21 protein-coding genes and 2 tRNA genes are annotated in these 24,651 nt (G+C 58.4%); 5 read left to right on the forward strand and 18 right to left on the reverse strand.

Translation table 11 applies throughout. The features are described 5' to 3' along the window. Positions 1–123 precede the first annotated feature (123 nt). On the reverse strand, positions 124–330 hold the full coding sequence (locus BJQ17_RS24015; protein WP_014860378.1) for a DUF3079 domain-containing protein: 207 nt from the start codon (positions 328–330) through the stop codon (positions 124–126). A 180-nt stretch (positions 331–510) separates the two neighbouring features. Between BJQ17_RS24015 and BJQ17_RS24020 the strand changes: the two genes are divergently transcribed. Next, entirely contained in the window at positions 511–2,121 is a 1,611-nt protein-coding gene (locus BJQ17_RS24020; protein WP_070096767.1) for a diguanylate cyclase, read from the forward strand. A gap of 391 nt (positions 2,122–2,512) precedes the next feature. Here the strand turns inward: BJQ17_RS24020 and BJQ17_RS30440 are convergent, their stop codons facing one another. The 7 genes from BJQ17_RS30440 to BJQ17_RS24045 form a co-directional block, all read right to left on the reverse strand. Continuing rightward, complete coding sequence (locus BJQ17_RS30440; protein ID WP_083285104.1) at positions 2,513–3,856, reverse strand: PD-(D/E)XK nuclease family protein; 1,344 nt, start codon at positions 3,854–3,856, stop codon at positions 2,513–2,515. Between the two features lie 311 nt (positions 3,857–4,167). Continuing rightward, entirely contained in the window at positions 4,168–5,247 is a 1,080-nt protein-coding gene (locus tag BJQ17_RS24025) for a GTPase (protein ID WP_083285105.1), read from the reverse strand. Between the two features lie 659 nt (positions 5,248–5,906). Further along, entirely contained in the window at positions 5,907–6,182 is a 276-nt protein-coding gene (locus tag BJQ17_RS30445) for a hypothetical protein (protein ID WP_083285106.1), read from the reverse strand. After that, positions 6,179–7,159 carry an integrase domain-containing protein gene (locus BJQ17_RS24030; RefSeq protein ID WP_070096769.1) on the reverse strand — a complete coding sequence of 327 codons (981 nt, stop codon included), beginning with the start codon at positions 7,157–7,159 and terminating at the stop codon, positions 6,179–6,181. Before BJQ17_RS24030 ends, BJQ17_RS30445 begins: the two co-directional genes overlap by 4 nt. A 931-nt stretch (positions 7,160–8,090) precedes the next feature. Continuing rightward, a complete protein-coding gene (locus tag BJQ17_RS24035) occupies positions 8,091–9,410 on the reverse strand; it encodes an integrase arm-type DNA-binding domain-containing protein (RefSeq protein ID WP_070096765.1) in 1,320 nt (439 codons plus the stop codon). A gap of 163 nt (positions 9,411–9,573) precedes the next feature. Further along, positions 9,574–9,649 (reverse strand) — tRNA-Thr (locus BJQ17_RS24040). A 98-nt stretch (positions 9,650–9,747) separates the two neighbouring features. Beyond that, positions 9,748–9,996 carry a hypothetical protein gene (locus tag BJQ17_RS24045; RefSeq protein ID WP_003255757.1) on the reverse strand — a complete coding sequence of 83 codons (249 nt, stop codon included), beginning with the start codon at positions 9,994–9,996 and terminating at the stop codon, positions 9,748–9,750. A 519-nt stretch (positions 9,997–10,515) separates the two neighbouring features. Here BJQ17_RS24045 and BJQ17_RS24050 point away from each other — a divergent pair. Continuing rightward, the gene (locus BJQ17_RS24050; protein ID WP_019439071.1) at positions 10,516–10,791 is read left to right on the forward strand and encodes a DUF3077 domain-containing protein; all 276 of its coding nucleotides are present in this window, start codon (positions 10,516–10,518) and stop codon (positions 10,789–10,791) included. 354 nt (positions 10,792–11,145) lie between these two features. Here BJQ17_RS24050 and BJQ17_RS24055 read toward each other — a convergent pair whose 3' ends face one another. The 5 genes from BJQ17_RS24055 to BJQ17_RS24075 form a co-directional block, all read right to left on the reverse strand. Next, positions 11,146–12,351, reverse strand: coding sequence for an adenovirus L4-33K/L4-22K family protein (locus BJQ17_RS24055; RefSeq protein WP_070096766.1), 1,206 nt, complete (start codon positions 12,349–12,351; stop codon positions 11,146–11,148). A 111-nt stretch (positions 12,352–12,462) separates the two neighbouring features. After that, positions 12,463–13,152 carry an ABC transporter permease gene (locus BJQ17_RS24060; protein ID WP_003255750.1) on the reverse strand — a complete coding sequence of 230 codons (690 nt, stop codon included), beginning with the start codon at positions 13,150–13,152 and terminating at the stop codon, positions 12,463–12,465. After that, positions 13,152–13,844 (reverse strand): ABC transporter permease, encoded by a 693-nt coding sequence (locus BJQ17_RS24065; protein WP_003255749.1) that lies wholly within the window; start codon positions 13,842–13,844, stop codon positions 13,152–13,154. The genes BJQ17_RS24060 and BJQ17_RS24065 overlap by 1 nt, the downstream gene beginning before the upstream one ends. 54 nt (positions 13,845–13,898) lie before the next feature. Next, positions 13,899–14,651, reverse strand: a complete 753-nt coding sequence (locus tag BJQ17_RS24070) for an ABC transporter substrate-binding protein (protein WP_003255747.1) — start codon at positions 14,649–14,651, stop codon at positions 13,899–13,901. An 11-nt stretch (positions 14,652–14,662) separates the two neighbouring features. Next, complete coding sequence (locus BJQ17_RS24075) at positions 14,663–15,436, reverse strand: ABC transporter ATP-binding protein (RefSeq protein WP_003255746.1); 774 nt, start codon at positions 15,434–15,436, stop codon at positions 14,663–14,665. Between the two features lie 631 nt (positions 15,437–16,067). On the opposite strand from BJQ17_RS24075, the gene gabP reads away from it, so the two are divergent. Then, positions 16,068–17,453, forward strand: a complete 1,386-nt coding sequence (gene gabP / locus BJQ17_RS24080) for a GABA permease (RefSeq protein WP_003255745.1) — start codon at positions 16,068–16,070, stop codon at positions 17,451–17,453. Positions 17,454–17,702: 249 nt separating this feature from the next. Here the strand turns inward: gabP and BJQ17_RS24085 are convergent, their stop codons facing one another. Continuing rightward, positions 17,703–18,140, reverse strand: coding sequence for a hypothetical protein (locus BJQ17_RS24085; protein WP_003255744.1), 438 nt, complete (start codon positions 18,138–18,140; stop codon positions 17,703–17,705). Positions 18,141–18,379: 239 nt separating this feature from the next. Here BJQ17_RS24085 and BJQ17_RS24090 point away from each other — a divergent pair, with 239 nt between their 5' ends. Next, complete coding sequence (locus BJQ17_RS24090) at positions 18,380–18,607, forward strand: hypothetical protein (RefSeq protein ID WP_003255743.1); 228 nt, start codon at positions 18,380–18,382, stop codon at positions 18,605–18,607. Between the two features lie 188 nt (positions 18,608–18,795). Here BJQ17_RS24090 and BJQ17_RS24095 read toward each other — a convergent pair. From BJQ17_RS24095 to BJQ17_RS24110, 4 genes are all read right to left on the reverse strand, one after another. After that, positions 18,796–18,871: transfer RNA gene (locus tag BJQ17_RS24095), tRNA-Phe, on the reverse strand. A 90-nt stretch (positions 18,872–18,961) separates the two neighbouring features. Then, positions 18,962–19,234 carry an oxidative damage protection protein gene (locus BJQ17_RS24100; RefSeq protein WP_003255742.1) on the reverse strand — a complete coding sequence of 91 codons (273 nt, stop codon included), beginning with the start codon at positions 19,232–19,234 and terminating at the stop codon, positions 18,962–18,964. Then, positions 19,231–20,298, reverse strand: a complete 1,068-nt coding sequence (gene mutY, locus BJQ17_RS24105) for an A/G-specific adenine glycosylase (RefSeq protein ID WP_003255741.1) — start codon at positions 20,296–20,298, stop codon at positions 19,231–19,233. The genes BJQ17_RS24100 and mutY overlap by 4 nt, the downstream gene beginning before the upstream one ends. Next, positions 20,295–22,541: an AsmA family protein gene (locus BJQ17_RS24110; protein WP_064615101.1), complete on the reverse strand. Its 2,247-nt coding sequence runs from the start codon at positions 22,539–22,541 to the stop codon at positions 20,295–20,297. Before BJQ17_RS24110 ends, mutY begins: the two co-directional genes overlap by 4 nt. 268 nt (positions 22,542–22,809) lie before the next feature. Here BJQ17_RS24110 and BJQ17_RS24115 point away from each other — a divergent pair, with 268 nt between their 5' ends. Then, positions 22,810–24,471 (forward strand): OFA family MFS transporter, encoded by a 1,662-nt coding sequence (locus tag BJQ17_RS24115; protein ID WP_003255739.1) that lies wholly within the window; start codon positions 22,810–22,812, stop codon positions 24,469–24,471. The last annotated feature ends 180 nt before the right edge of the window (positions 24,472–24,651 follow it).

Raw genomic sequence — 24,651 nt, forward strand, 5'->3', positions numbered from 1 at the left:
TTCACCCGCGAACACCGGCGAAGCCGGTGCCTGCACGCGCATCGCCAGCTTCGCGGGCAAGCCCGGTCCCATAGAGCCAGCGCTGGGTTCAAGGCCTGCGCTGGGCCGCCAAGCGGCCCTTTCTTACCTGGGCTCTACCGCTTGCCCTGGATCAACCGGCTTCTCCAACTGGCCCTCGAAGCTATCCCAATCCTCGCCAAACAGCTCCACCGGATGCATGGTCCGGTCTGCGCCATTGCCACAGGCTAGCGCCTTGGCAGGGCAGTACAGGTCGCAACCCCAGCAGATACGCTCGGGGTGGCGAGGGTTTGTGGGGAATCTCTTGGCCATGCTCATCCTCCCTCAGGGCTGCCTGTTCTGAACGTAAACCCCTCGCCCAGCCCGTCGTTTGACCGCCATCAATCCATTGGCGATCCACTGAGGTGAATGTCTTACAATCTAGCGAGCCTCGCCTTGGCGGGGTATCGCAGGGTCGATGATGCACCTTGCTGTATCGCAAAAGGAGTTGCTCTGGTGCACCATTCAACCGGCAAGCGCGGCGTGAGTTACGATCCGTCGCAACGGCGGCAACGCAGGGACATTCCATCCATCGTGCGCCGGGTGACGCTAGGCGTTGTGGTCGTCTGGTTGGCACTTGTGGCAAGCCTGAGCGGGTGGGTAGCGCAGCGCCTTACGGAAGAAGAACTCGACAACCTGGCGGCAGGCGCCGAATATGAAGCCCAGATCACGGGGCGTGTGGTAGACCGCCTGTTCACCGAGATGGCCAGCGTGGCCAACATGGTGGCCCGTCAAAGCGAGGTGATCCAACTCGCTGCCCGATATCGCCATGATCCGCCTGGTTTCGCGGCACTCACACGTGAGGAGCGCGCTTCGAAGTTCACCCGTGACCCGTTGGTGCGAAGCGTGGGTGATTTCATGGATAGATTGGCCAGTGATCTTCACTATGCCCGTATCTACATGAACAACCTCTCAGACGATACGGTGACGGCCAGCAACTGGGCGGAGTCATTCAGCATCGTTGGCCAGATCTATACGGGCAGGGCCTACCTCCTCGACGCATTGCGCACCGGCAGTGGTGAAATGTTCGGCATTGCCCGCCTTAACAAAACCCCCTCCTATTTCGTAGCCAGCCGCATCGACGATGCTGACGGCAAGCCACTCGGCTCTGTCACGGTCAAGTTCGATGCCCCGGACATCGCCCTTTACCTGACAGGGCGTCACATTGCCTTGATTGTGAACCGTCAGGGGCGCGTGACCACCGCGTCCAGCGAACCCTTCATGCTGCGTAACGTGGCGGCACTGCTCCCGCCCGATATTCGCAGGCCTCTGGATGGCGACGAAGAGCCGGGCGAGCCCATGGATATCCGCGCAGTGGCAGGCGCGGCCCAGGCCGATCAATGGCTGATTGGCGGGCACCCTTATCTGGTGCATCGCCAGCCCCTGAACGACGCGCAATATCAGCTGCTGACGCTGGCAAAGCTTGATCACCTGCAGCCGATGCGTCAGCAGTACTACTGGACCGGAGCCTCTGTGGCAGTGCTCGGGTTGATCTTGATCTTGCTCTCCAGCCGTGTGGCCGGGCAGATGCTATTGCGCCGCCAGGAAGAACGCTATGCAGCCAACTATGACGCGCTGACCGGGTTGAAGAACCGGCGTGCGATCCTGGCTGCCTTGCATCGGCATTTCGCGTTGGCGAAGCGAACGGGGCAGGGGGTGCTGGTGGCATTTATCGACCTCGACGACTTCAAGGCGATCAACGACACCTACGGGCACGAGGTGGGGGACAAGTTCCTGATCGAAGGCAGCCGGCGCTTGCAGGGCGGGTTGCGGGCAACAGATGAACTTGGGCGCTGGGGTGGTGACGAGTTCGTTGTGATCGGCTTGACCGCTTCGATCAACCCGGACGAAATGGCCAAAACTGCCGCAGCGATGCGCAGACGGCTGGTGCCGCTGCTGATTGGTAGCTACGAGTTTGACGACTGTCGGTTTGATTATGCGGGTGCGAGTTTTGGTATTACGAGTGTTGATCCCGCTGCGACTTCGCTGCAGGCCGCGCTTAAAGCGGCGGATCAGTTGATGTATGCCGATAAAGAGGTGCGGCGGGGGTTGCGGAGGGTTTGAGAGGGGGAGGGCGGGCATAACGGCACTGAAAACAGAAAAGCTCATCTTTCGGTGAGCATTTTTGATACTGCGTACGGTGGCACCAAGAGTCGAAAAATAGGAAAACTATATGATATATATGAGTTTTATTCTTAGAGATTTACGGTCCTATCTCTAAAACTATCCTTAGGTGCTTTCCCGGTCGGTCACTGATTCAAGAAGACCCACAGGAGCGGAAAAGTCACCTTCCCCCCTCCCTGTACATCGCCGCGACGTACTAAATCTAACTTATGGCCGATCTTACGGGTTATGTCTAATAAGATGTAAGTCATTGGTAGTGCCGGCTATCACCAATGCTTATCTGTTGAGTATTTGTTTTGATCTTCGTTTTGGTGTTTGTGTTGCTATGGATTTAATTGTTCGTGGAGTTGATTGTTGAGTTCTGTTTGCTAATAAGGTGTCTGTTCAGAAGTTCGCTAATTTTTGTAACTGATTGAGTTGCAATATCAATGGCTTCAGTTGGTGTAATGTGTTCTGCAATGAGTATTCTTCTTCGGTCAGATGTTTGTCGTTTGTTGAGGCCGTTGAATGCACCTTCGAAACTAGCACGAAGTTCGGTTTCACTACAAGAAAGAGGGTTGAATTCATTTTTCAACCACACCAATTTTATCGTAAACTTCGGAGCTGACGGAGTTGATGTTCTAGCAACTCGGTAAATATCTAGATATATTGGCCAGCCTTCGTTGCGCTGAAATACTCCAATCTGGGCTGATGTCAAAGCTACCCAGTAACTTCCTTCTTCAATAAAGTCTACTGCTGAGCTAGGAATTGCCTTGGCAAGTTTTTGAACGAGGCTTGTGATTCCTCTTATGTTAACTAACTTTTCGCAGACAGGCCTGTGTTGAGAGATAAATATCATCAGCTCCCCAAGTGGCCCTTGAAGAGTGGAAGGCTCCCAAGCCTCCATTGGAATGCGTTTAAGTTCACGCATGCTTTCGATAACTGCTGGGTAAGAAAGCGCAATGTCTGCCATCAAATCTGACTGTGCCTTGCTCGCCGGGCTTTCCCAATTGGTAACACTTTGGCAATACGTTGCTAAAAGCTGCGCCGATTGGTTTCCTCGGTTTAGACTGTGCCGAGCTCGATTTGCTGAAGGTTCTAGCCACTGGTAATCAAGTAAGCACCACCGATTGCCAAGGGATGATAAATGGGTTTCAGAATAAGACTCCAGATCCTTGTCGATGACGACAAATGCGAGGTCGAAGTCCGAAAATACTTTACGCGTGGCTAGTTCGTTTTTAACAGATTTTACATATCTCTCTAACTGCCCGCCATCTAGTGTGGCTTTTACTTTGTTTTCTATTGCTATCAAGATTTTATTTCTTGGGTCTACTAAGAATAGATCCAACCTGCCATTGCTAGATCCGTCATTGATTTTTATTTTGAACTCTCGCGTTACAAAGGCAGCTCCAAAACTTGTTGTGCGTATTCTGCCAAGTGTCCATTTTTCAAAAAATTTTTTATTGTCGAATCTACAGTTCTCACTTGCCTCAAATGCAGCCTCAAGAAAGTCTTTAATAACTGCATCGCCTTGTGCATGCCCTTCGTTGGGATTCATGCACCAAGCCAAAACGCTTGAATTTTGGTTTTCGTTTAAGTTCACCACGTCAAATACGTTATCAGCTGTTTTGTTAATTTCAATGAGCTCCAGTAACTTGGGGTCACTTAAGAAACTGTAAAGTTCGTCAGAGGTCATGAGGTTCTCTCGGAAAATGAGTTGTTAGTTTTCGTAAAGTTAATTTTTCTTGTCACGATTAAGCTTATGGTATTGAAGGGATTAATCCTCTAAGCCGCTCGCTAAATAATCGCCGGGAAAAATTTTTGCACACGCCTTTGTAAAATTTGAGTCGGGTGCTCTGCTCACAGTCAATATCTCAAGCTAGTTTGTGTTCGTGTCTGTCGTGAAAACCAATCGCATTAGAAATCATGTATAATCGATCTAAATCTGCCAGTGTGCGCCAGGCGCGGTCACTGGCAGAGACTTATTCGTATTGACTTTGTTGATGATCAGTTCTGCAACTTCTCTTTGAATGCTTTCGCAACATCATCCCCAGTTAGTTTTTTGTCGGGGTCGTCTTTAAGGAGTCCGTACAAAGTTGCAACGTACGCTTCGCCGAATGTGGTTGTAATAGTAGCTGCAACAGTGGCCGATATAGCTGCTCCAGCGGCACTCCCCAAACCGGGGAAAAATTTAAGCAATGCGCCTACGGCCGCTCGACCTCCAAAGCTTCCCGCCACAGCAGCAAACGTCCCACTGACTAGGGACCCTAAAAACGCTTTGTTTGCATCCAAGCCAAACGCCAAGCTAATGCCTGCCAGCATTCCTATCTGGATTGGAATAATTCCTATTGCATCTGAAAATGGGATAGGAACGGCAGCGATCCCTCCCGCACTAACGGCGGCTGCAGCAACAATCTTGTGTGATTGATTAAGTTTGTGATCTAACTTTATCTGCTGAGCTGCTGCGAACGCCTTTTTTTGTCCTTCTGGAATTACCTCCATTGTTATATCGATTAAATCTTCCAGTCCGTGAGCGGGGATTTTCATGCCGCCATCAAGCGTTAGGTCTACGGAGTTAATTCGTACAACATTTCTTGCGAACGGAAATAGATTTTCGACAATGCTTTTAAACCCTTGATCTGACGTGGCCGTTGTTATGACAATGATAACTGGCATTGCCTCGGACAGGTGCTTTGCTAAAGAAATTTCAGCTTCTTCAACCCGCCGAGTGCCCTCAGCAATGCAGATCCATGCAGCATGTATATGCTGTTGGTGGTCGGTGTTGCTATTGGTGGATCTGATAAATACCATTAACTCTTTAAGGATTGGGTCGTAATCTTTAACCTCTAGCCCTTTAGTGTCATAAATGGCAATCGGAACCCCTTCTTTAGTGATTTTTTTTGTGTGTTGCGTTACAGGTCGGCCTTGTCCGGTGGCAGCCATACGCCCTTGAAACACTGTATTTATTAAAGTGCTCTTTCCGACGCCAGTTTTGCCAGCAATTAGAATGTTGGCGATTCCTCTTTTTTTCAGAGCTTCGTCGTAAGCATCTGCCACGGTTTGATTTAAATCAAAGCTCATGCTCATTTGATATCTCCTATTTTATTTAATTAAATCACCAATATTGGTTGGTCTTGTTTTTGGGTACGTACACCTAATTTAGCGTTGTGTCCGTCTAGCTTTCGCATGCTTTTTCTCTCTTCCTGTTACGAGCGATAGTTCTCAGCACAAGACCTTGTATAAATTTTATGAAAACACACATGTTCATCCGGAGAGCATGTGCAGCTCTGTTGAAAGGGAGTGGCCAGTTTCCGAGAACCGTCGAGGCACACCACATGACTGTGTCTGGATCCATCGGCCCGGCGATAGGCACGCAGAGAAAAGTTCTTAGCGCAACGCGCGGCACCGCCCTTATTGTCAGAAAAAAAGCGTGCTGTCTGAGTGAGGAGGAAAAGTAGGGGGAGGAATATGTGCACTTCGAGCATCCCTGCTAGTGATGGCTCGATGCTATCTCGCAAGGCTGCCGTTGGACAAGAAATTTGCCATGAGCTTTATCTCCGTCGCAGTTTCCGCTTAGTGCCTTATCGCTGCGGACTCGGTCGGAGGGCAACGGTTACGTTTGCCAGCCAAAATTGGTCTCGCAGGTGACGTGATCGAACGTCACCTGCTGGCCGTTGGTTGTCTTCCGCGCAGGAGCGATTTCAGTAGATTGGAGTCTGTCGTGACTATCAGCACTAGATCCTTGGTCAGAATGTTAAAATCCATGATTTTTCTAAACGGTGAGCGAGCAATCTCGCGGTCAGCAGGTAGTAGTACTGTGTCGCCTCACTGCGGTGGCTCATTCGATGTTCGAGAAACCATGCCAGATGCTTTCTCCGCCAGCGCCACGGTGTCTCTCGCTGCCAGCGTTCTGCAATTTCAGCCTGAATGATTTTCGCCTGGCGAACGTGGCGTTGCCGCGTTGCGTGCGAGCCGGTCAGAACTCCAGCCAAAAACAGCTCCATATCGAATGGCTTACTCATGCCCGGCCACCAATGTAGGCGGCGACCACGTCGATCCGTCCGTGCCCCAGCTCGCAGCTGATTTGCCACCGGGCCTCACGATCAAGGTTCCTATCTACCTGGCAACATTGGTCGCCGTTGATTGGCGCGGGGTGTTGGGTGATCTGCTCGTAGCGCTCACATGCGTACGCTGCTCGTAGCTCATGGAAGCCCTTGAGGTTGTGTGCATGCAGGATATCCCGCGCAGAGCGGATGCTTTCTTGCAGAAGACTCAGGTAGCTCTCATTTGGCGCAATCAGGTTGCGGCTACCTGAAGGTGACGCTTTCGATGCGAATCCAAGAGCATCACGAATATGATCATCCACCGTAATCCAACGGGGTGCCGAGGCGCCAGCGCGGCCACCTTTGGTACCGTCCTGGATGTTGATCCTACCTAAATTTTGGGACTCACGACTTAACCGTGGCAGGTCAGCCAAGATGGCTTCACGCAAGCGCATGCCAGTGGCTCGCGCCAACAGGACAATCGCGGCGGCTCGTAGCTGATGATGCCGGCAAAGTGCATCGACGATCTGTTTAACCTGTTCGCGGTCTTGGCCCTGCGGCAACGACTGTCGAACCCCGGTGCGCTGCATGCCCAACGCCTTGCTCGGGCTGGGCAATTTCACGTACTGATCACCGCGAAGCGCCGCCATGGTCCTGTTAACGCTGGATATCCGGTTTTGTGCAGTGCTGACGGCGAGGTCTCCACGCCGAACCAGGTCACGCAGATACGCCGCATAGTCGGCCAACACCTTTCGATCAATGTGCCGCGCATCATTGATACCGGGCCCTTGTTCGGAGCGGCACCACTTCACGAATGCCTGCCACCGATCACAGTGTGCCTTGACCGTGCCGTAGTGGCCTCCGCCGAACATATCTTTCAGCGCCTGCGGACCTGCGTAGCTCAATTGCCTGCCGTAGCCGAAATTACGGCCATCGCGTCTACCCACCAATGCCATGTCGATCACCTCATCTGCCGTTCTCCGATCCTCGCCCCACGTCATCCCGCCAAGAATGCTCAGTGTTATCAGGGATCAAGGTCCCTGCGACCTGTGGGGAATGTCCACTACGCGGGACTAGCGGCTCCTTACAACCGGGAGCAAGGGCATCTCATGATCTGGCCTCCTTAACACCGTTACCGGTGGGCGGGTGGAGGCAGTGCTGGCTGACGAAAGCAGCGTCTGAAGATCCTGAGCCGGGTGAACGCAGCAATGCGATGACCGGGGCATGCCTGACTGTCAGTCAGGTGCAGTCCATTCCTTGGTCTGCGGCACCATCATCTACATCGCTGTTGCTGGTGACATCGGCGTTTGTCACGCCGATTGTCACGGAGGGGGATTGCCGCAAAGCCATGTGCGATCAGGGCTGCAGCAGTGGTAGAAGTGCCCGTCTCTTTCCAGAAGAAAGAGACGGGCACAGGTTGGCGCAATACTCGGCCAAGCGGATAGGTTGCTGCAGGGCAGCGAGGTACGGAGTATCTGGCGCACGAGCGCTTTATGTGTAAGAGCATCCATCACATGGGTAGTGACCGGGCGAGCTGCCGGATGCGAATCGCCCTTGGGGAGAACCACCGCGGGAGCGGCGTGACCTTTAAGGTTCGGGTCACCTGGGGTGCTGTCATCGACAGCGCTTGCGACTCCTGGTCTACGCCTGTGGACAATATTCGTCAAGCAGCGCGATATCAGAGATTTAGCGCTTGTGGATAAAACTATCCCCCGGTGGACATCAGTGGTTTTCCACAGACGTACGCTGTGCCAGCAGTTTTTTTCTTAGGTATGGTCCTTCCAAACGGGGCGGCTTTGCAGCCCCGTTTGGAAGGACCCGCGCGGAGGAGCTTCATGGGGTGCTGTGGGTAACTTCACAGCGAGTTTGAGGTGGTGGTGCGGCAGGTTACTCGATCCTCTTGGCACTGCGCAGGCGCGTGACGTTCTCGCCCGTCTGCTTGGCAAACTCGTGCGGGGTCACATGGTCCTCACGGTTCGCCTCCAGAAACCGGCTCCACCAGGTCATGATCATCCGGCGCTCTTCAAGGAACTCAGCCTTGTGGGTATAGGCGGCACGCACGTTGTTGCGTTCCTTGTGGCTCATCTGTCGTTCGATAGCCGTCTCCGACCATAGCCCAGACTCTATCAGCGCACTGCACGCCATGGCTCGGAACCCGTGGCCGCAGATATCCACCTTGGTGTCGTAGCCCATCGTCCTGAGCGCGGCATTCACCGTGTTCTCGGACATCGGTTTCCACGGTTTGGCATCCCCCGCGAACACCAGGTCGAATTTGCCGCTGATCGCGTGGATCTGCTCAAGCAAGGCCACGGCTTGCGGCGATAAGGGTACAACGTGGATGTCCCCGGCCATCTTCGTACCCCTTGTGGAAAACGGCACGCCGTCCAGCGCCGGTCGGGTGTCGGGGATCTCCCAGATTCCGCGCTGGAGGTCGAACTCGTTCCAGCGGGCGAAGCGCAGTTCGCTGGAGCGTACGAATACATGCAACGACAGCATCACCGTGAGGCGCGTGAGCGGGCGACCTCTGTAGTCATCAATGCATGCCAGTAGCTCTGGGAGTCGCGATAAGGGTAATGCGGGTCGGTGAGTTACCCGTGGAGTTTTGATCGAGCCATCAAGGTCGTGAGCCGGGTTCGCTGTAATCAGTCGCAGCCGTTTGGCCTCGCGCATGATGCTTTGCAGGTAGTTCTTGATCCTGAGCGCCACGTCGATGGTGCCGCGCTTCGTCACGGCTTCCAGTGGCTGCATGAGGTCGTGGGTGTCCAGCTCAACGATTGCTCTGGCACCGATTAAAGGGAACACGTGGGTCTTCAATCGGCTGAGCACAGTCTTGGCGTGGCCGGGCGCCCACTTCGGCACCATGCTCGCGTGCCAGTCGAGCGCAACGCTTTCGAAGGTGCGGCCGTTGATCACGGCCTGGGTCTTGGTTTGTTGCTTGTACTGGATGGGATCTATGCCATTGGCAAGCTGCTGCTTGATCTCGAAGCGTTTGCGGCGTGCGTCGCCCAGCCCGACCACCGGGTAGCTGCCGAGGGCGGTCAGGCCTTCGCGGCCATCGGGTTTCACGTACCTGAGCCGCCAGCCTTTGCGGCCGTTGGGTTGCACAAGCAGGTAAAGACCGTCGCCGTCGAAGAGCTTGTACTCGCGCTCTCTGGGCTTTGCCGTGCGACAGGTGGTGTCTGTGAGCGGGGCAGTGGTGCGGGCCATAAGGGTAGTCTCCGATATCGAAACGGACCTCTATCCTTAAAACTATCCTTATTAGCGCTGGCTGCCCTCGGAATCCGACGGAACGCCATAACGAAAAAACCCGCCAGAAGGCGGGTTTTTCGGGGGTTCCAGAGATTTTGAAAGCTTTCTATGGAACCTTGAATGGTGCCGGCACCAGGAATCGAACCCGGGACCTACTGATTACAAGTCAGTTGCTCTACCATCTGAGCTATACCGGCAATGGGGCGTCATTATAGCGATCGTTTGGCGCCTGTAAACCACTTCCTTGCGAATGTTCGCAAAAGACCTAAGTCACCGGCCCAAAAGAAGAATTTTCCTACCAGCCGCGGTGCATGGTGGTGACGCTAGGCTCGTTTTTACCCGGGTTGAAAAACAGCTTGTCGTTGTCGCAGCCGCGCTTGCGGCATGGGGCTTCTGTGCGCAGGGGCAGGCCGTTGTCGCCGCCCAGCTGCATGCCGGGGTGGTTCCAGCCCAGGTTGCTGTTGGGTTGGGGCGGGGTGCCGCCGGCACAGCCGGTCAGGGCCAGGGCGAAGGTCAACAGGGCGAGGGGGTTGGCTCGGGTCACGATGCTCAGGTCCGGTGGTCCATTGTCGGTTCTGGCGCAACGCCAGAAGGTCGCGGGGCTGGCGGGCAGCGCGCGACGTCACTTTTTAATGATTTGGGGGACGGATGATACACCGTTGCGGCGGTGGAGCATTAGCCTTGTGTTGTCTGGTATGGCCTCTTCGCGGGTGAACCCGCTCCTACAGGGGGGCGGGTAAGCCGGGTTATCTGTGTAAGGGAATTCTGAACCATGGGGTCTAAAGCTTCAGGGTTTGGATGCTTCGGAAGTATCCTACGCGCGCCGCCGAAGTAACGCTGTTGTCGGGGAAGTGGCTCACGGATACCGTTTTCGGGTCGCTCTGGCGACTGGGTGTGAGAACCCGACTTGAATAAGCGCTACTCGCCATGGTGGTCGTACGTGGGCAGACCTCGGTCTGGCCGGGCTTCCTTATTCACTCGGTTTCTCACCCTGCGTACGGCTGCCGCCCCAAATCCGTGAGAAAGATTTTTGGCAGTCTCCTTCCGTGAATAAGGATTTGCCATGAAAAAAGATGTTTCTGAGCCAATCACAACCGCAGGCGTGGAAACCTTCCTCGCAGCCGGTAACCCATCCCTCAATCTGCTACGCGTAGAGCCCGGCGTCCCTGTCGATGCTGCCTACGAGCATGTCTCGATCCTGATGGGCTACATCAAGCACCTGGTGCGTGAGGGGGATATGGAGGACGACCATAAATTCCTGGGGGCAGCCGATTACCTGTGCGACATGGCCAAGGCGCTGATGAACGATATCGAGATCGCCAAGGGTAAGGCGCATTAGGCATTGACGCGGTCATTTGTGGGAGCGGCCTTGCGTCGCGAAAGGGCCGCAAAGCGGCCCCCGTTTTCGGCACAATCTCTGAAATCGCCGGGGCTGCTTTGCAGCCCATTCGCGACGCAAGGCCGCTCCCACAAAAGCCGCTTGCGCTAACCACAAGAAATGTTTATGCACAAGTGGCATCGGCGACCTGAGCGAAAGGCATGCCGGATCGCTACGCCGCTGGTCTTTGCGCAAACGCCTGTTTTTACTGGGCTGCAGCCGCAAGCAGGAATAAGCCAAGCGCTTGAAATAGCGCTTGGATCCAACAGGTAATCACAAGCTTGTTCACAGACTTATCCACAGGTTGTACTGCGGCTAACCGTCGCGTTCCGCAAGAATGAGCAGGTTGCGCGGGGTCAGTGGGTAATCGCAAAACAGGCCCAGGCGCACGTCATAGCCTTGTTCTTCGAGGAACAGGGCGCGATCGAGTACCAGCCACAGCTCCAGTGGCCGACGGAACAGGTTGCGTACGCGCTCCAGGTTCCGAACCTCGGCCAGGCGTTGCCAGCCCGCAGCTTCCAGCATTGCCCAGTCCGGGTCGCCGCTCACTGGCAATTGCTTCAGTTCAGCCAAGTCGCGGCAGTATTGCTCGAAGGGCTTCTCCAGCCAGGCCACCGGCAGGGAAGGCGTCGGCAGGTATTCATCGCTCTGGCGCTGCTGGCGTTGCAGCAGGTCGAAGCCCAGGCGCCGGGCCATCGAGGTGTCGCGCTGGCGCCGCACGCGGGCGCCGGCAGTGACGGTTTCGCTCAAGGGCAGGCCCAGGTCGTCCAGCGACAGCTGCAGGCTCGACGCCTGCGCGGCTGTGGACAACGCCTGGTACTGCTGCGCGGCGATGCGGTTGTAGCAGCACGGGGCTATGGCCAGTTGCCGGCAACCTTGCTGGCTGGCCAGTTGCATCAGGCGTACATGCAGATCGCCACAGGCATGCAGGGCAACCACGCTTTTATCGTCAGCCAGGTGGCGAGCGCTGTCGCTGGCCATCACATCCTGATGTACGTGCTGTGCTTGCAAGTGGTGGTGTGCACTCAGGGCCTGACCGGCAGCGACCAGGTCGGCGTCGTACTCCAGGCAGGTCAGGTGTTGCCCGGGTTGCAGCAGGCGACGGCCGAGGTGGCCTTTGCCAGAACACCAGTCCAGCCAGTGCCGGGGCTGCTCGCGGAAGGCCAGGTGGCTGGCGAAGGCTTCGATCTGCTGCCATTTGCGGCCGGGGACGGCGACGTCCAGGCGGTGGGCGGCAGGCGGTAGATTGGTTTGCGCAAGGCTGCCGAGCGTGGCGAGCTGTCGGGCTTGTTCGTCCAGTTGCGGGAATGGGGCAGGCAAGCGGTCAGCGGCGCTGTCGGCTTCGGCGTCTGCCAGGGAACATTGGCGCAGGTGGGCGGCAAGCTCTGGGTGGGTGGTTTCCCAAGGCAGTTGCAGGGTGGTGAAGGGGCGGGGTTTCCACAGCTGTTGGTGCTCTATCAGGAACTGGTCGAGGGCCTGGAAGCGGGTGCTTAGGTGGTGGCTGTGGAGGGGGCTGGGCATGTGGATGTGTGTTGGGGTTGAGGGCCTATTCGCGGGTAAACCCGCTCCTACGAAGGCTCAGCATAGGCCTGTTGTAGGAGCGGGCGTGCCCGCGAAGAAGGCTAGGAGATGTCAGCGGCCTTGGCAGGCATCCACGCGCAACCAGCGCTCCAGCAGCTTGAAGCCTTGCACCAGCATGAACGAGATCACCAGGTAGAACACGCCTGCGGCGAAGAAGATCTCCACCGGCAGGTAGGTGCGGGCGATGATGGTACGGGCCATGCCGGTCAGCTCCAGCAGGGTCACGGTACTGGCCAGGGCACTGGCCTTGAGCATCAGGATCACTTCGTTGCTGTACGCCGGCAGGCCGATGCGCGCAGCGCGTGGCAGCATGATGTAGAACAGCGTTTTGCCACGCGACATGCCCAGCGCCCGTGCCGCTTCAATCTCACCTTTAGGGATCGCCTGCAGCGCGCCACGCAGGATCTCGGCGATGTACGCAGCGGTGTGCAGGGTCATGGTCAGCACCGTGCACCAGAACGGATCGCGCAGGTACGGCCACAGCGAACTGGAGCGCACCGCATCGAACTGCGCCAGGCCGTAATAGACCAGGAACAACTGCACCAGCAGGGGTGTGCCACGGAAGAAGAAAATGTAGCTGAACGGCACCGCGCGCACGTACCAGTGGCGCGAGGAGCGGGCGATGCCCAGCGGTATGGCCAGGATCAACCCTGCAACCACGGCAATGGCCACCAGCTCCAGGGTCAGGACCGCACCCTCGGCCAGGCGTGGCAGCCATTTGAAGATGACTTCCCAATTCATTATTCAGCCCTCGCAAAGCCGCGAGCGGCGCGTTTTTCCATGAAATGCATACCGGTCATGGCAAGCACGGTCAGGCCCAGGTAGATGCAGGCCGCGACCATGTAGAAGGTGAACGGCTCTTTGGTCACGGTCACGCCAATTTGCGAGTGGCGCATGATTTCTTCAAGGCCGATTACCGATACCAGGGCGGTGTCCTTCATCAGGATCATGAACAGGTTGCCAAGGCCGGGCAGGGCGATGCGCCACATCTGCGGCAGGATGATCCGCGAGAGGATGCGGCCCTTTGACAAGCCCAGCGCCAGGCCAGCTTCGCGGTGGCCTTTGGGGATCGCCAGGATAGCGCCACGGAACACTTCGGTGGCGTAGGCGCCAAAGCACAGGCCCAGGGCGATCACGCCCGCGGCGAAGGCGCTTAGCTCAAGGCCCGGCATGTTCAGGGCTTCGCCGAGGCTGTTCATGAGCCCGACGGTGCCGAAATAGATAAGCAGTACCCACAGCAGTTCGGGCACGCCGCGAACCAGGGTCGAGTAGAAGCCGCCAAGCCATTGCAGGGGCTTGAGCGGTGAGGTTTTGGCCAGGGCGCCGAGCAGGCCCAGGACCAGCCCCAGCAGCAAGGCGCAAAGCGCCAGTTTTACGGTCATCAGGGTGCCGGCCATCATGGCCGGACCGAATCCGTGCAGGTCGATATTCATGGGCAGGTCATTTTAGGGACTGGCGCGCCGCAAGGGCGCGCCGGTCAGGGCGGATCATTCGATGCTGAACGGGAAGTACTTGTCGTTGATTTTCTTGTACGTACCGTCGGCTTTGATTTCTGCCAGGGCTTTGTTCAGGTCGTCGCGCAGCTTGGTGTCACCTTTGCGCACGGCAATGCCGATCTTGTCGCTGTCCATCACCGGCTCGCCCTTGAACTCGAAGTTCGAGCCGTCTTTGCTTTTCAGCCACTCGTACTGCACGTACTTGTCGGCCAGGATGCCGTCGATACGACCGGAGACCAGGTCGAGGTAGGCGTTTTCCTGGGTGTCGTACAGCTTGACGTCGACGCCCTTGAAGTTGTCTTCAAGGTAGGTGCCGGCCAGGGTGGCGCGCTGGGTGCCGATGACCTTGCCTTTCAGCGACTCTTTGTCAGTCTTGAAGTCGACGTTTTTCGGCGCGATGAACTGCAGCTTGTTGGAGTAGTACGGCTCGGTGAAGTCCACAGCCTGCTTGCGTTCGTCGGTGATCGACAGCGAAGACACCAGGAAGTCGAACTTCTTGGCGTTCAGGGCCGGGATGATGCCGTCCCAGTCGGAGGTAACGACCGAGCACTCGACTTTCATCTTTGCGCACAGGGCGTCGCCGATGTCTTTGTCGAAGCCAACCACGTTACCGCTGGCATCCTTGTTGTTGAACGGTGGGTAGGCGGCTTCGATGCCCATGCGCAGTTTTTCTGCGGCCATGGCGTTTGCCGACATCACCAGCGTGGCAGCAGCTGCCAGGAGAAACTTCTTGTAGGTGTGCATGTATTGCTCCGTTAGCGGTGGCTGGACATGAATTGCTTGCAACGCGCCGAGGTCGGGTTTTCGAAGACCTGCTGCGGCGATCCCTGCTCTTCGACCAGGCCCTGGTGCAGGAAGACGACTTCACTGGACACATGGCGGGCAAAGCTCATCTCGTGCGTCACCAGCAGCATGGTACGGCCTTCTTCGGCCAATGCGCGGATAACGTTAAGCACTTCCTGGACCATTTCCGGATCGAGTGCCGATGTAGGCTCGTCGAACAGGATGACCTTGGGCTTCATGGCCAGGGTACGGGCAATGGCGGCGCGCTGTTGCTGGCCACCGGAAAGCTGGGCGGGGTAGCTGTGGCGTTTGTCGTAGATGCCGACCTTGTTCAGCAGCGCTTCGGCGGCTTCGATGGCCTCGGCCTTGCTTTGGCCGAGCACGCGGCGTGGCGCCTCGATGATGTTGTCGAGGATCGACATGTGCGGCCACAGGTTGAAATTCTGGAAGACAAAGCCGATTTCGCTGCGCAGGCGATTGATCTGGCGGTTGTCGGCTGCGATCAGGTCGCCATTCTTGGCGGCCTTGAGCTTGAGGGCTTCGCCGGCGACCAGGATTTCGCCCTGGTGCGGGTTCTCGAGCAGGTTGATGCAGCGCAGCAGGGTGGACTTGCCGGAGCCGGACGACCCCAGGATGGAGATCACGTCACCGTCGCGAGCGGTCAGCGAAATGCCCTTGAGAATTTCCTGCTCGCCGTAGCGTTTGTGCAAATTGCGGATTTCCAGCGCGGGCGTGGCCTGAGCCATGTGCGGTCCTCATGTGTTCGGGTGCGTTCCCAGCTGTTGGCGGCCTTCCTGGCGTGCGCCAAGCTAGCATAGCGGCATTATGACGGCCAACAGGGTCGCCGGGGACTGGGGGCGCTGGTGGGGCAGTTTGTCGCATCGCTACAGCGTAACGTCGCGCAGATGTCCGCGAAGGTGTCGCCCAGCACCAGAGCCTTGATGAAAAAAGGCGCGATGGTGCCAGCTTTGGCCGGCGCATGGAAGCTGTTTTGACCCATCGGAGGGGTAAACCCGACCTTTTGCCAGTGCAAACGGGTTCACCCACGAATGCCATGTTGATGTCACAAGGTTGTACCTATGGGTTGCACTTTTTGGCATTGCGGTGGTGCACAGGTGTTACCGAGGAGCACCTTTGGTGCATTTGTAAGTGGGTATTTCAGTAATCCGATGATTTGATGCCCTTTCGGTCATGCAATGGCCGAAAGCCCTCCAAGCCGCATCCTAAAAGGCCTGCAGAATTTTCTGACGGGTGTATTCGGCATGTGGCGCGCTTATTGCCAGTTGGAAACCGCCGATTGCAGCGACGCCTGGGTCATCCCCTGGCGCGCTCTGTACCCGCAGTCGGCGTGGTCCACTCCTTACAAAGGTAGTTTCAATGAGCGGTAACAATTCCAATGACCTCGCTCAGGGGCTCAAACAACGGCATGTGACCATGCTGTCCATTGCTGGCGTCATCGGTGCCGGCCTGTTCGTAGGCTCCGGCCACGCCATCGCAGCTGCCGGCCCTGCCGTGCTGCTGGCATACGCTGCCGCCGGTACGCTGGTCGTGCTGGTCATGCGTATGCTGGGTGAAATGGCAGTCGCCTCGCCTGACACCGGTTCGTTCTCTACGTATGCCGACCGTGCCATCGGGCGCTGGGCCGGTTTCACCATTGGCTGGCTGTACTGGTGGTTCTGGGTGTTGGTAATTCCGCTGGAGGCCAACGCCGCCGCGGCCATTCTGCATGCCTGGTTCCCGGCGGTTGACCTGTGGGCGTTCTCCCTCATCATTACCCTGGCACTGACACTTACCAACCTGTGCAGCGTGAAGAACTACGGTGAGTTCGAGTTCTGGTTTGCCCTGCTCAAAGTGCTGGCGATCATCGGCTTCATCGCCGTGGGCTGTGCTGCCTTGTTCGGCTTTGTACCGAGCAGCCAAGTGAGCGGTGCCAGCCACCTGTTCGATACCCAAGGCTTCATGCCCAACGGCCTGGGCGCAGTGCTGGCAGCCATGCTGACCACCATGTTCTCGTTCATGGGTACCGAAATCGTCACTATCGCCGCTGCCGAGTCGAAGGACCCGGGCAAGCAAATCAGCCGTGCCACCAACTCGGTAATCTGGCGTATCTGCCTGTTCTACCTGGTGTCGATCTTCCTGGTCGTGGCCCTGGTGCCGTGGAACGACCCGGCCCTGGCCGAGACGGGCTCCTACCAGACCGTGCTGAGCCGTATTGGTGTGCCGAATGCCAAGCTGATCGTCGACATTGTTGTGCTGATTGCCGTGACCAGCTGCCTGAACTCGGCGCTGTACACTTCTTCGCGCATGTTGTTCTCGCTGAGCAAGCGTGGCGACGCCCCGGCCATCGCCCAGCGCACCACCAAGGCGGCGACCCCGCACGTGGCGGTACTGCTGTCCACCGCGGCTGCGTTTCTCTGCGTGTTCGCCAACTTCGTGGCACCGGCCCAGGTGTTCGAGTTCCTGCTGGCCAGCTCTGGCGCCATCGCGCTGCTGGTGTACCTGGTGATTGCCGTGTCGCAGCTGCGCATGCGCGCCCAGCGTGAAGCCCGCGGCGAGAAGATCACCTTCAAGATGTGGCTGTTCCCGGGCCTGACCTGGGCGACCATTGCCTTCATCGTTGCCATTCTGGTGGTCATGGCGCTGCGTGAGGATCACCGTGCGGAGATCATTGCGACTGCGTTGCTGAGTATTGGTGTGGTGGCGGCTGGCTTGCTGGTGCACCGCAAGCGCGAGGCTGCCGGGCGGGCGGCGCTGGACAGCTGATCCGCGCTGGCTGAAATGAGAAGGCCGCGCCCTGTGAAGGGTGCGGCCTTTTTTTGTTGCCTGTGATGGCCCTTTCGTGGGCAAGCCCGCAGGTTCGCCACAGGCCCGTAGGCGCGGGTTTACCCGCGAAAGGGCCGGGCCTGCTGGCCAATTTCCCTGGCTAATCACCGTCGCAGCCGCCATTGTATTCGCGGATAAACCCGCTCCTACAGGGGCCGCGCGGAGGCCACAACGGGTTACATGGCCCTGTCAGCCAAACTGCTTCTGCTGTTGCTTGGCCACGAGTTCGGAAGCAGCGATATAGGCGTCCTGGAACTCATCACTCTCCAGCCAGGCCATGGTGGTCTCTTCGTCAGCGCCGTCCAGCCATTTGCGGTAGGCGTTGAACACCAGCACGATGTAGTCGGTGGCGTGTTCTTCCTTGTGCCCCTTGAGCACCAGGGCGAGCAGCGGATCCACCAGGAACACCGAGATCATTGGCACCAGGCCGCCTTCCTGGGCTTCCTTCATCTTGTTGAACATCGCGTCGTAGCTGCCCGACTCCATGGCCTTGTTGTACACCTGCTCGACGCTGGCGCTGTCGCCGGCGCTGGCCTTGACCGCTTGGCCGCTGCGTACCATGCGGTTCTGCTTGGCCTTGCTGGCGGCGCGCTTGGCGCGTTTCTGTTGCTTGGTAGGGGTGGCCATGGGGAAATCCTTGGGTGTGTCTGAAAGTGCGCGTATTGAAGCGCAATTGCCCGATAAACCCAAGCCGTGCGCCTGGGCGCTGCAGCTTGAGATGTCTGTGGGATACATATCCAGATTATGCGAACCGTGGGCCCTGCGTAGCTTCTCTCCTGCTGCCAGCCATGCTGGCTGGCAGCCTGTCACTGCGCCAATTCGGCGTCTGTGAGTGATGCGCACGTTTGCGCTACAAAGGAGGAGTCATGAAGCACTTTTATCTGGTCACCCTGTACGGCTACACGGACGATGGCAGGGTTTACTATCCAACCGGTTTCGCCGATTGCGACGAGCAAAGGATTACAAAGGCTGACATCGCCGCCATTATCGAAAAAGGCAAGCAACACGGCCACCTTCAGTTGCACAGCATCTCCTACATGGGGCACATGACCGAGGACGCATTCAATCATCTTCGTTCCATGTCGGACGAGTAAGGTTTGGCCCGCAGTCTGCTTATGGCTGCGGGTTTCTCGATTGCATGGCGAGCCTTCAGGTTGCGTTGTGAAATCTGGTGTTCTTCGAAGCCGCATGAAGTTAAAAATCACAGGCAACAAAAAACCCGCACTAGGCGGGTTTCTTGTTGTAGCTTCGGGTAACTTTGCAACCACCAGAAGCTTGAAGGTGGTGCCCAGAGACGGAGTCGAACCGCCGACACGAGGATTTTCAATCCTCTGCTCTACCGACTGAGCTATCTGGGCGACGAGGTGAATTAAATAGATTTCCGGACCGCTCGTCAACGACTTTTTGAAAAAATTTTAAATTAATTCCGTCGCTTACGATTTTTGGGGTCATTCGGCCGGTGGAACGTAGCCTTCGGCCTGGGCGTATTCTTCGCCGGCGAAAAACTTGTCCATCTCAGCCTGGAGGAATTTGCGGTCCTCGGCGTTCATCATGTTCAGGCGCTTCTCGTTGATCAGCATGGTCTGGTGCTTCTGCCAGTCGGCCCAGGCTTTCTGCGAGATGTGTTCGAAGATGTCCTGGCCCTTGGCACCGGGATAGGGCGGGCGTTCCAGGCCTGGCAGTTCTTCTTGGTATTTGCGGCACATCACGGTGCGGGTCATCGGGCGTCTCCTGCAATCAGTTCGTCGGTCGCGCGTTCAAGCAGCTTTTTCACCGGAGCGGCGAGGCCCAGGCGCGGCGGGGTGGCGAGGTTATACCAGAGCCAGTCGGCCTCGACCACGTGCTCGCCGACCGGGTCGACGCGCACGAGCCAAGGCTCGATCGCCAGCTGGAAGTGGCTGAAGGTGTGGGTCAGGCCGTCCATGGCGTGGCGGCCAGCCAGGCGCAGGCCGTGCTGGTAGGCCAGGTCGTCGAGCTGGGCGATGTCGTCCAGCTCCGGGAGGCTCCACAAACCACCCCACAGGCCGCTGGAAGGGCGGCGGTAAAGCAGGATGGCGCCTTCGTGGTTGGCCAGCAGTGGCATCAATGTGCGCCGTTGCGGCAGCGCCTTGCGCGGTTTGGGCTCGGGGTAGCGGGTTTCTTCGCCGTGCAGGTGCGCTTCGCAGCCGCGCTGCAACGGGCAGATCAGGCAACTGGGCTTGCTGCGCGTGCACAGCGTGGCGCCCATGTCCATCATCGCCTGGGTGTAGTGGTTGGCGCGTTGTTGCGGGGTAAAGCGCTCGGCAGTGGCCCATAGCTGGTTGGCAACCTTGGGTTCGCCGGGGTAGCCAGCCTGGGCGGTGTAGCGTGCCAGCACGCGCTTGACGTTGCCGTCGAGGATCGGTGCGCGGATGCCCATGCTGATGCTGGCGATGGCGCCGGCAGTGGAGCGGCCAATGCCGGGCAGCTCGGTAAGCTGCTCGACGCTGCGCGGGAATTCGCCGCCATGTTGCTCGACGACGACCTTGGCGGCCTTTTGCAGGTTGCGTGCGCGGGTGTAGTAACCCAGGCCCGTCCACAGGTGCAGCACTTCGTCCTCCGGTGCCTCGGCCAGGGCTTGCACGGTTGGCAGGGCCTGCATGAAGCGGTCGAAGTAGTTGAGCACGGTGCTGACCTGGGTCTGCTGCAACATGATTTCCGACACCCACACCCGGTACGGCGTGATGCCCTGTTGCCAGGGCAGGTCGTGCCGGCCGTGCTCGTCATACCAGTCCAGCACTGCGCTGGAGAACTGCTCGGGGCTCATCGCTTGAACAGCCCCTTGAGCGCGTCTTTCAGTTCCGGGCTCACTTTGTCTCCAAGTTTTTCATCAAGCTTTTCATCGATCTTGTCCTTCAGGCGGTTGCCGGCCAGTTTGGCGGCAACCTTGCCCAGGCCGTTCTGGTCCAGGCGGCAGGCCTTTGCGCCGAGTTCCAGCGGACCACGGCAGCGCAGGGGTACTTCAACACCTACATAACGTTCGTTGACCTGGCAGGCCGGGTCCGGCATGGCACGCTGGTCGCCTTCGACGACTACACCGACGTTGTAGTCCATGCCCAGCACGCGCAGGTCGAGGTCACCATGGCCATTGACGGTGAGGCCCGGGATGCGCGCCTTGAGGTCCGGGTTGCTGGCGACGCCATTGCGTACTACCAGGCTGCCGCGCAGTTCCTGGAACGGGGTGTCCTTGCCGCGTGGTTCGCTGCTCAGCGTCTTGCGATTGAGCGTGGCGATGGCCTGGCACAGCTGCTGTTCCAGGTTGGCATTGACCAGCACGCCATCGTTGATGGCGAAGTTTGCGCTGCCGTTCAGGGTGTCGACCAGTGCTTTCTGGCTGTTACCGGTGGCTGTCAGATCACTGGTCAGGGTCAGCAGGCCCTTGACCGGCGGCGTCTGTTCCTTGCCTTCGGTCTTGATGAAGTGTTCCACCGGCACCCGCTGGATATTGGTGTTCACACCCAGCTGTGGCACGGCAGGGCGAACGTCGACCGTGCCCTTGGCTTCGAAGGTGCCGTTGTACAGCTCTCCGCGCAGGGTTTGCAGGGTCAGCAGGCCGCCTTGGCCAACGGCCTTGAGCTGGGCGCTCTCGATCGGCAGCTTATCCAGGGTCAACGAGCCGAAGGCCAGGTCGGCCTGCAGGTCGAGGGCGCGCAGACGGTCGACCGGCAGCAGCTTGTCGTCGCTCCATGCCACGTGTGTTGGGGCGTTGGGCAGTGGTGTGGTGCCAGCACCGGCTACGGCGCTGGCCTCTTGTTGCTTGACCTCGGCCTGGCGCGCAGCGGTGGCGCCCTTGGCTTCTTCGCTCTTGGCCGGCAGGTAGCGGTCGGCGTCGAAGGTGTCGCCCTTAAGCTGCAGGCGCAGGGCTTGTTTGGCGAAATCTTCGACGGCCACGCGGCCGCTGAAGGTGCTGTCGTCCAGCTTCACCGCCAGGTCTTCCAGGGCCAGGCTGCTGGGCGTGCCCTGCAGGCGAGTCACCAGCTCCAGCTTGGCGAAGGCGGCCGGGTCGTTGGTGGCCGGCAGCGGGTGGCCAATGCTTTCAAGGAAGGCGCGCAGGTTGAACTGGGCGATGGACAGGCCGCCGCTCAGCTGGGGTGCTTTGTCCAGATCACGCAGGTTCAGCTCACCGAGGGCGCGCAGTTGGTTGGCCGAGACTTTCAGGCCGTTCCACGAGGCGACATTGGCGGCCAGGTCGACCAGCAGTTGTCCTTGGGCGGCGAAGGTCACGGTCTTGCCGCCGGTAGGCTCACCCGAGGTCTCGCCCGACAGGCGCATGTCTTCGAAGTTGTAGCGCTTGAGCTTGCGGTCGAAGCGCAATTCGCCGGCCAGCTCGGTACGGGCTTTGATGCTCGGCTGGCTGGCGCTGACGAAGGCGCTGGCCTTGAGCGGGATGTTTGCGCCTTCATGGACCGGGCCGGTGCTCAGCTGGATGCTCTCGGCGCTGTAATTTTGGCCGGTCTTGGCATCGGTGTACTGCACGCGGGCGTTGTTCACGGTCAGGCTGTCGATGTCCAGCTTGATGGCGCGGTCGTTGCTGTCGGTGGTCGCAGGCGCCTGCTCGGCAGGTGCCTGTGCCTGTGCATCGGTGCCTGCGCCATTCTGCGCGGGTAGCGGCTTGCCGATGTCCTCCCAGTTGCCATGGCCCTGTTCGTCACGCGCCAGGGTCAGGTTCAGGCCCTCGACACGTACGTCGCTCATTTGCACTTCGCGGCGCAGCAGCGGCAGCACACGGACTGAAAGGCCAAGCATCTGCAGGTCGGCGAACGGTTCCTTGGGTTTGTTCAAGGTAGCGATGCTGGCTTCGTGCAGCTCCAGACCCAGCCACGGGAACAGGCTCCAGCCGATGTCACCATTGAGGGTCAGTTCGACGTGGGCCTTGTCGCGCGCCAGCTGGCGAATCTCGTCTTTGTAGTCGTTGGGATCAAAGAGGTGGGTCAGGGCGAAGCCCAGCGCCACGATGATCAGCAGTAACCCGAGAAGCCCCAGTCCCAGGATTTTGCCGAACGCTTTCATGGGCGAGTCCTTTTAGTCCGTTAGTGAGTTCAGGCGCCAGAGTATAACGCTGTAGCGGTTACCCCTGCTTGTACGACTAGAGATGTAGAAAATTCCTACGCCTGCATCAGAGGGTACGGCTTTCGACAGCTTAATACTGAGCTTTTGCCGGGGACATGACCGATTCAGTTAGGCAAAAATGGACGATGGCAGATTGCTTTCATGCTGCTTGATGCTGCTACCCTTGCGCCGCTTCGCGAGCACCCTCCCTATAACAAGGATCAGATTCATGACCAGTACCGTCGCGACGGGAAGCTCGGCCAGTGAGCCAGGCTTCCTGTCGAAGGAACGCATAATCGCCCGCCCGGGCTTCAACCGCTGGCTGGTCCCGCCAGCTGCCTTGGCCATTCACCTGTGCATCGGTATGGCCTACGGCTTCTCGGTATTCTGGCTGCCCTTGTCGCAAGCCCTGGGGATCACCGCCCCCGTCGCCTGTGCGGCAGACATGGGCTTCATGGCCCGGATGTTCAGCGCCGAATGCGACTGGCCAATCTCGATGCTGAGCTGGATCTACACCCTGTTCTTCGTCTTCCTCGGTTGCTCGGCGGCGGTGCTGGGCGGCTGGCTGGAGCACGCCGGCCCGCGCAAGGCTGGCCTGGTGTCGGCCTTGTGCTGGTGCGGTGGCATGCTGCTTTCGGCGATAGGTGTGAAAACCCATCAATTGTGGCTGATGTGGCTTGGCTCCGGCGTGATTGGCGGTATCGGCCTGGGCCTGGGCTACATCTCACCCGTGTCGACCTTGATCAAGTGGTTCCCGGACAAACGTGGCATGGCCACCGGTATGGCGATCATGGGCTTCGGCGGCGGGGCCATGGTCGGGGCGCCGCTGGCCACCGCGCTTATGGGGCATTTTGGCAATGAGCACGAAGTTGGCGTATGGCAGAGCTTTGTCGCCATGGCGGCGATCTACTTTGTGTTCATGACCGCTGGCGCCCTGGCGTATCGCGTACCACCGACCGGCTGGAAGCCTGAAGGCTGGGCTGCGCCGTTGAAGAATGCCAGTAACGCCATGGTCACCGACCGCCACGTGCACGTCAGTGTGGCCTGGAAGACCCCGCAGTTCGCGCTGATCTGGCTGGTGCTGTGCCTGAACGTGTCGGCGGGCATCGGCATTTTGGGCATGGCGTCACCGCTGCTGCAGGAAGTGTTCGCCGGTAAGTTACTGGGCAACGAACTGACCTTCAGCCAGCTGAGCACTGCGCAGTTGGCGCAGATTGCCGCGATCGCCGCCGGCTTTACCGGCCTGCTGAGCCTGTTCAACATTGGCGGCCGGTTCTTCTGGGCATCGTTCTCCGACTACATCGGCCGCAAGAACACCTACTTTGCCTTCTTCGCCTTGGGCGTGGGCTTGTACAGCCTGGTGCCGAACATGGGGCACCTGGGCAACGTGGCACTTTTCGTGGCAGCGTTCTGCATCATTCTGTCGATGTATGGCGGTGGTTTTGCAACGGTGCCGGCCTACCTGGCCGACCTGTTCGGCACGCAGATGGTGGGTGCCATCCATGGCCGCCTGCTGACCGCCTGGGCGGCAGCGGGAGTGCTGGGGCCGGTGCTGATCACCTACCTGCGCGAGTATCAACTGGCAGCAGGCGTGGAGCGGGCGGCGGCTTATGACATGACCTTGTACATTCTCGCGGGTCTGCTGGTGCTGGGCTTTATCTGCAACATGCTGGTGCGCCCGGTGGCCGACAAGCACTTCATGAGTGATGCCGAACTGGCGGCCGAGCGCGCGTTGAGCCATGACAAGGGCGCCGATGGGGCGCGGTCGCTGGAGTGGAAGGCGGCGCCAGGCAGCCTGCCACTGGTGCTGCTGGCCTGGGCGGTGGTGGTTGTGCCGTTGGCCTGGGGTGTTTGGGTGACCTTGCAAAAGACCGCTGTGCTGTTCTATTGATCAGGGGGGGGCGCGTGTTGCGCCCCTTTCGCCGCTGCAGGAGCGGGCTGCTGTGGTTGTATAGACCTGTAGCAGCATCCAGCCCGCGTAAAACCTGGCTTTGCCATATGTCATCCGCGTTTCAAGCTGGCGCGTTCTGGGCCTATAATGAAACCCTTTTCGCCCAATGATTTTGCGGAG

It is taken from the genome of Pseudomonas sp. NBRC 111139 (assembly GCF_001753955.1).
GTDB lineage: Bacteria > Pseudomonadota > Gammaproteobacteria > Pseudomonadales > Pseudomonadaceae > Aquipseudomonas > Aquipseudomonas alloputida.

What these genes read in the sequence shown, in the direction of transcription:
- BJQ17_RS24015 (WP_014860378.1), bottom strand. Translation starts at nt 330, where the DNA reads ATGGCCAAGAGATTCCCCACAAACCCTCGCCACCCCGAGCGTATCTGC.
- BJQ17_RS30440 (WP_083285104.1), bottom strand. Translation starts at nt 3,856, where the DNA reads ATGACCTCTGACGAACTTTACAGTTTCTTAAGTGACCCCAAGTTACTG.
- BJQ17_RS24025 (WP_083285105.1), bottom strand. Translation starts at nt 5,247, where the DNA reads ATGAGCATGAGCTTTGATTTAAATCAAACCGTGGCAGATGCTTACGAC.
- BJQ17_RS30445 (WP_083285106.1), bottom strand. Translation starts at nt 6,182, where the DNA reads ATGAGTAAGCCATTCGATATGGAGCTGTTTTTGGCTGGAGTTCTGACC.
- BJQ17_RS24030 (WP_070096769.1), bottom strand. Translation starts at nt 7,159, where the DNA reads ATGGCATTGGTGGGTAGACGCGATGGCCGTAATTTCGGCTACGGCAGG.
- BJQ17_RS24035 (WP_070096765.1), bottom strand. Translation starts at nt 9,410, where the DNA reads ATGGCCCGCACCACTGCCCCGCTCACAGACACCACCTGTCGCACGGCA.
- BJQ17_RS24050 (WP_019439071.1), top strand. Translation starts at nt 10,516, where the DNA reads ATGAAAAAAGATGTTTCTGAGCCAATCACAACCGCAGGCGTGGAAACC.
- BJQ17_RS24055 (WP_070096766.1), bottom strand. Translation starts at nt 12,351, where the DNA reads ATGCCCAGCCCCCTCCACAGCCACCACCTAAGCACCCGCTTCCAGGCC.
- BJQ17_RS24060 (WP_003255750.1), bottom strand. Translation starts at nt 13,152, where the DNA reads ATGAATTGGGAAGTCATCTTCAAATGGCTGCCACGCCTGGCCGAGGGT.
- BJQ17_RS24065 (WP_003255749.1), bottom strand. Translation starts at nt 13,844, where the DNA reads ATGAATATCGACCTGCACGGATTCGGTCCGGCCATGATGGCCGGCACC.
- BJQ17_RS24070 (WP_003255747.1), bottom strand. Translation starts at nt 14,651, where the DNA reads ATGCACACCTACAAGAAGTTTCTCCTGGCAGCTGCTGCCACGCTGGTG.
- BJQ17_RS24075 (WP_003255746.1), bottom strand. Translation starts at nt 15,436, where the DNA reads ATGGCTCAGGCCACGCCCGCGCTGGAAATCCGCAATTTGCACAAACGC.
- gabP (WP_003255745.1), top strand. Translation starts at nt 16,068, where the DNA reads ATGAGCGGTAACAATTCCAATGACCTCGCTCAGGGGCTCAAACAACGG.
- BJQ17_RS24085 (WP_003255744.1), bottom strand. Translation starts at nt 18,140, where the DNA reads ATGGCCACCCCTACCAAGCAACAGAAACGCGCCAAGCGCGCCGCCAGC.
- BJQ17_RS24090 (WP_003255743.1), top strand. Translation starts at nt 18,380, where the DNA reads ATGAAGCACTTTTATCTGGTCACCCTGTACGGCTACACGGACGATGGC.
- BJQ17_RS24100 (WP_003255742.1), bottom strand. Translation starts at nt 19,234, where the DNA reads ATGACCCGCACCGTGATGTGCCGCAAATACCAAGAAGAACTGCCAGGC.
- mutY (WP_003255741.1), bottom strand. Translation starts at nt 20,298, where the DNA reads ATGAGCCCCGAGCAGTTCTCCAGCGCAGTGCTGGACTGGTATGACGAG.
- BJQ17_RS24110 (WP_064615101.1), bottom strand. Translation starts at nt 22,541, where the DNA reads ATGAAAGCGTTCGGCAAAATCCTGGGACTGGGGCTTCTCGGGTTACTG.
- BJQ17_RS24115 (WP_003255739.1), top strand. Translation starts at nt 22,810, where the DNA reads ATGACCAGTACCGTCGCGACGGGAAGCTCGGCCAGTGAGCCAGGCTTC.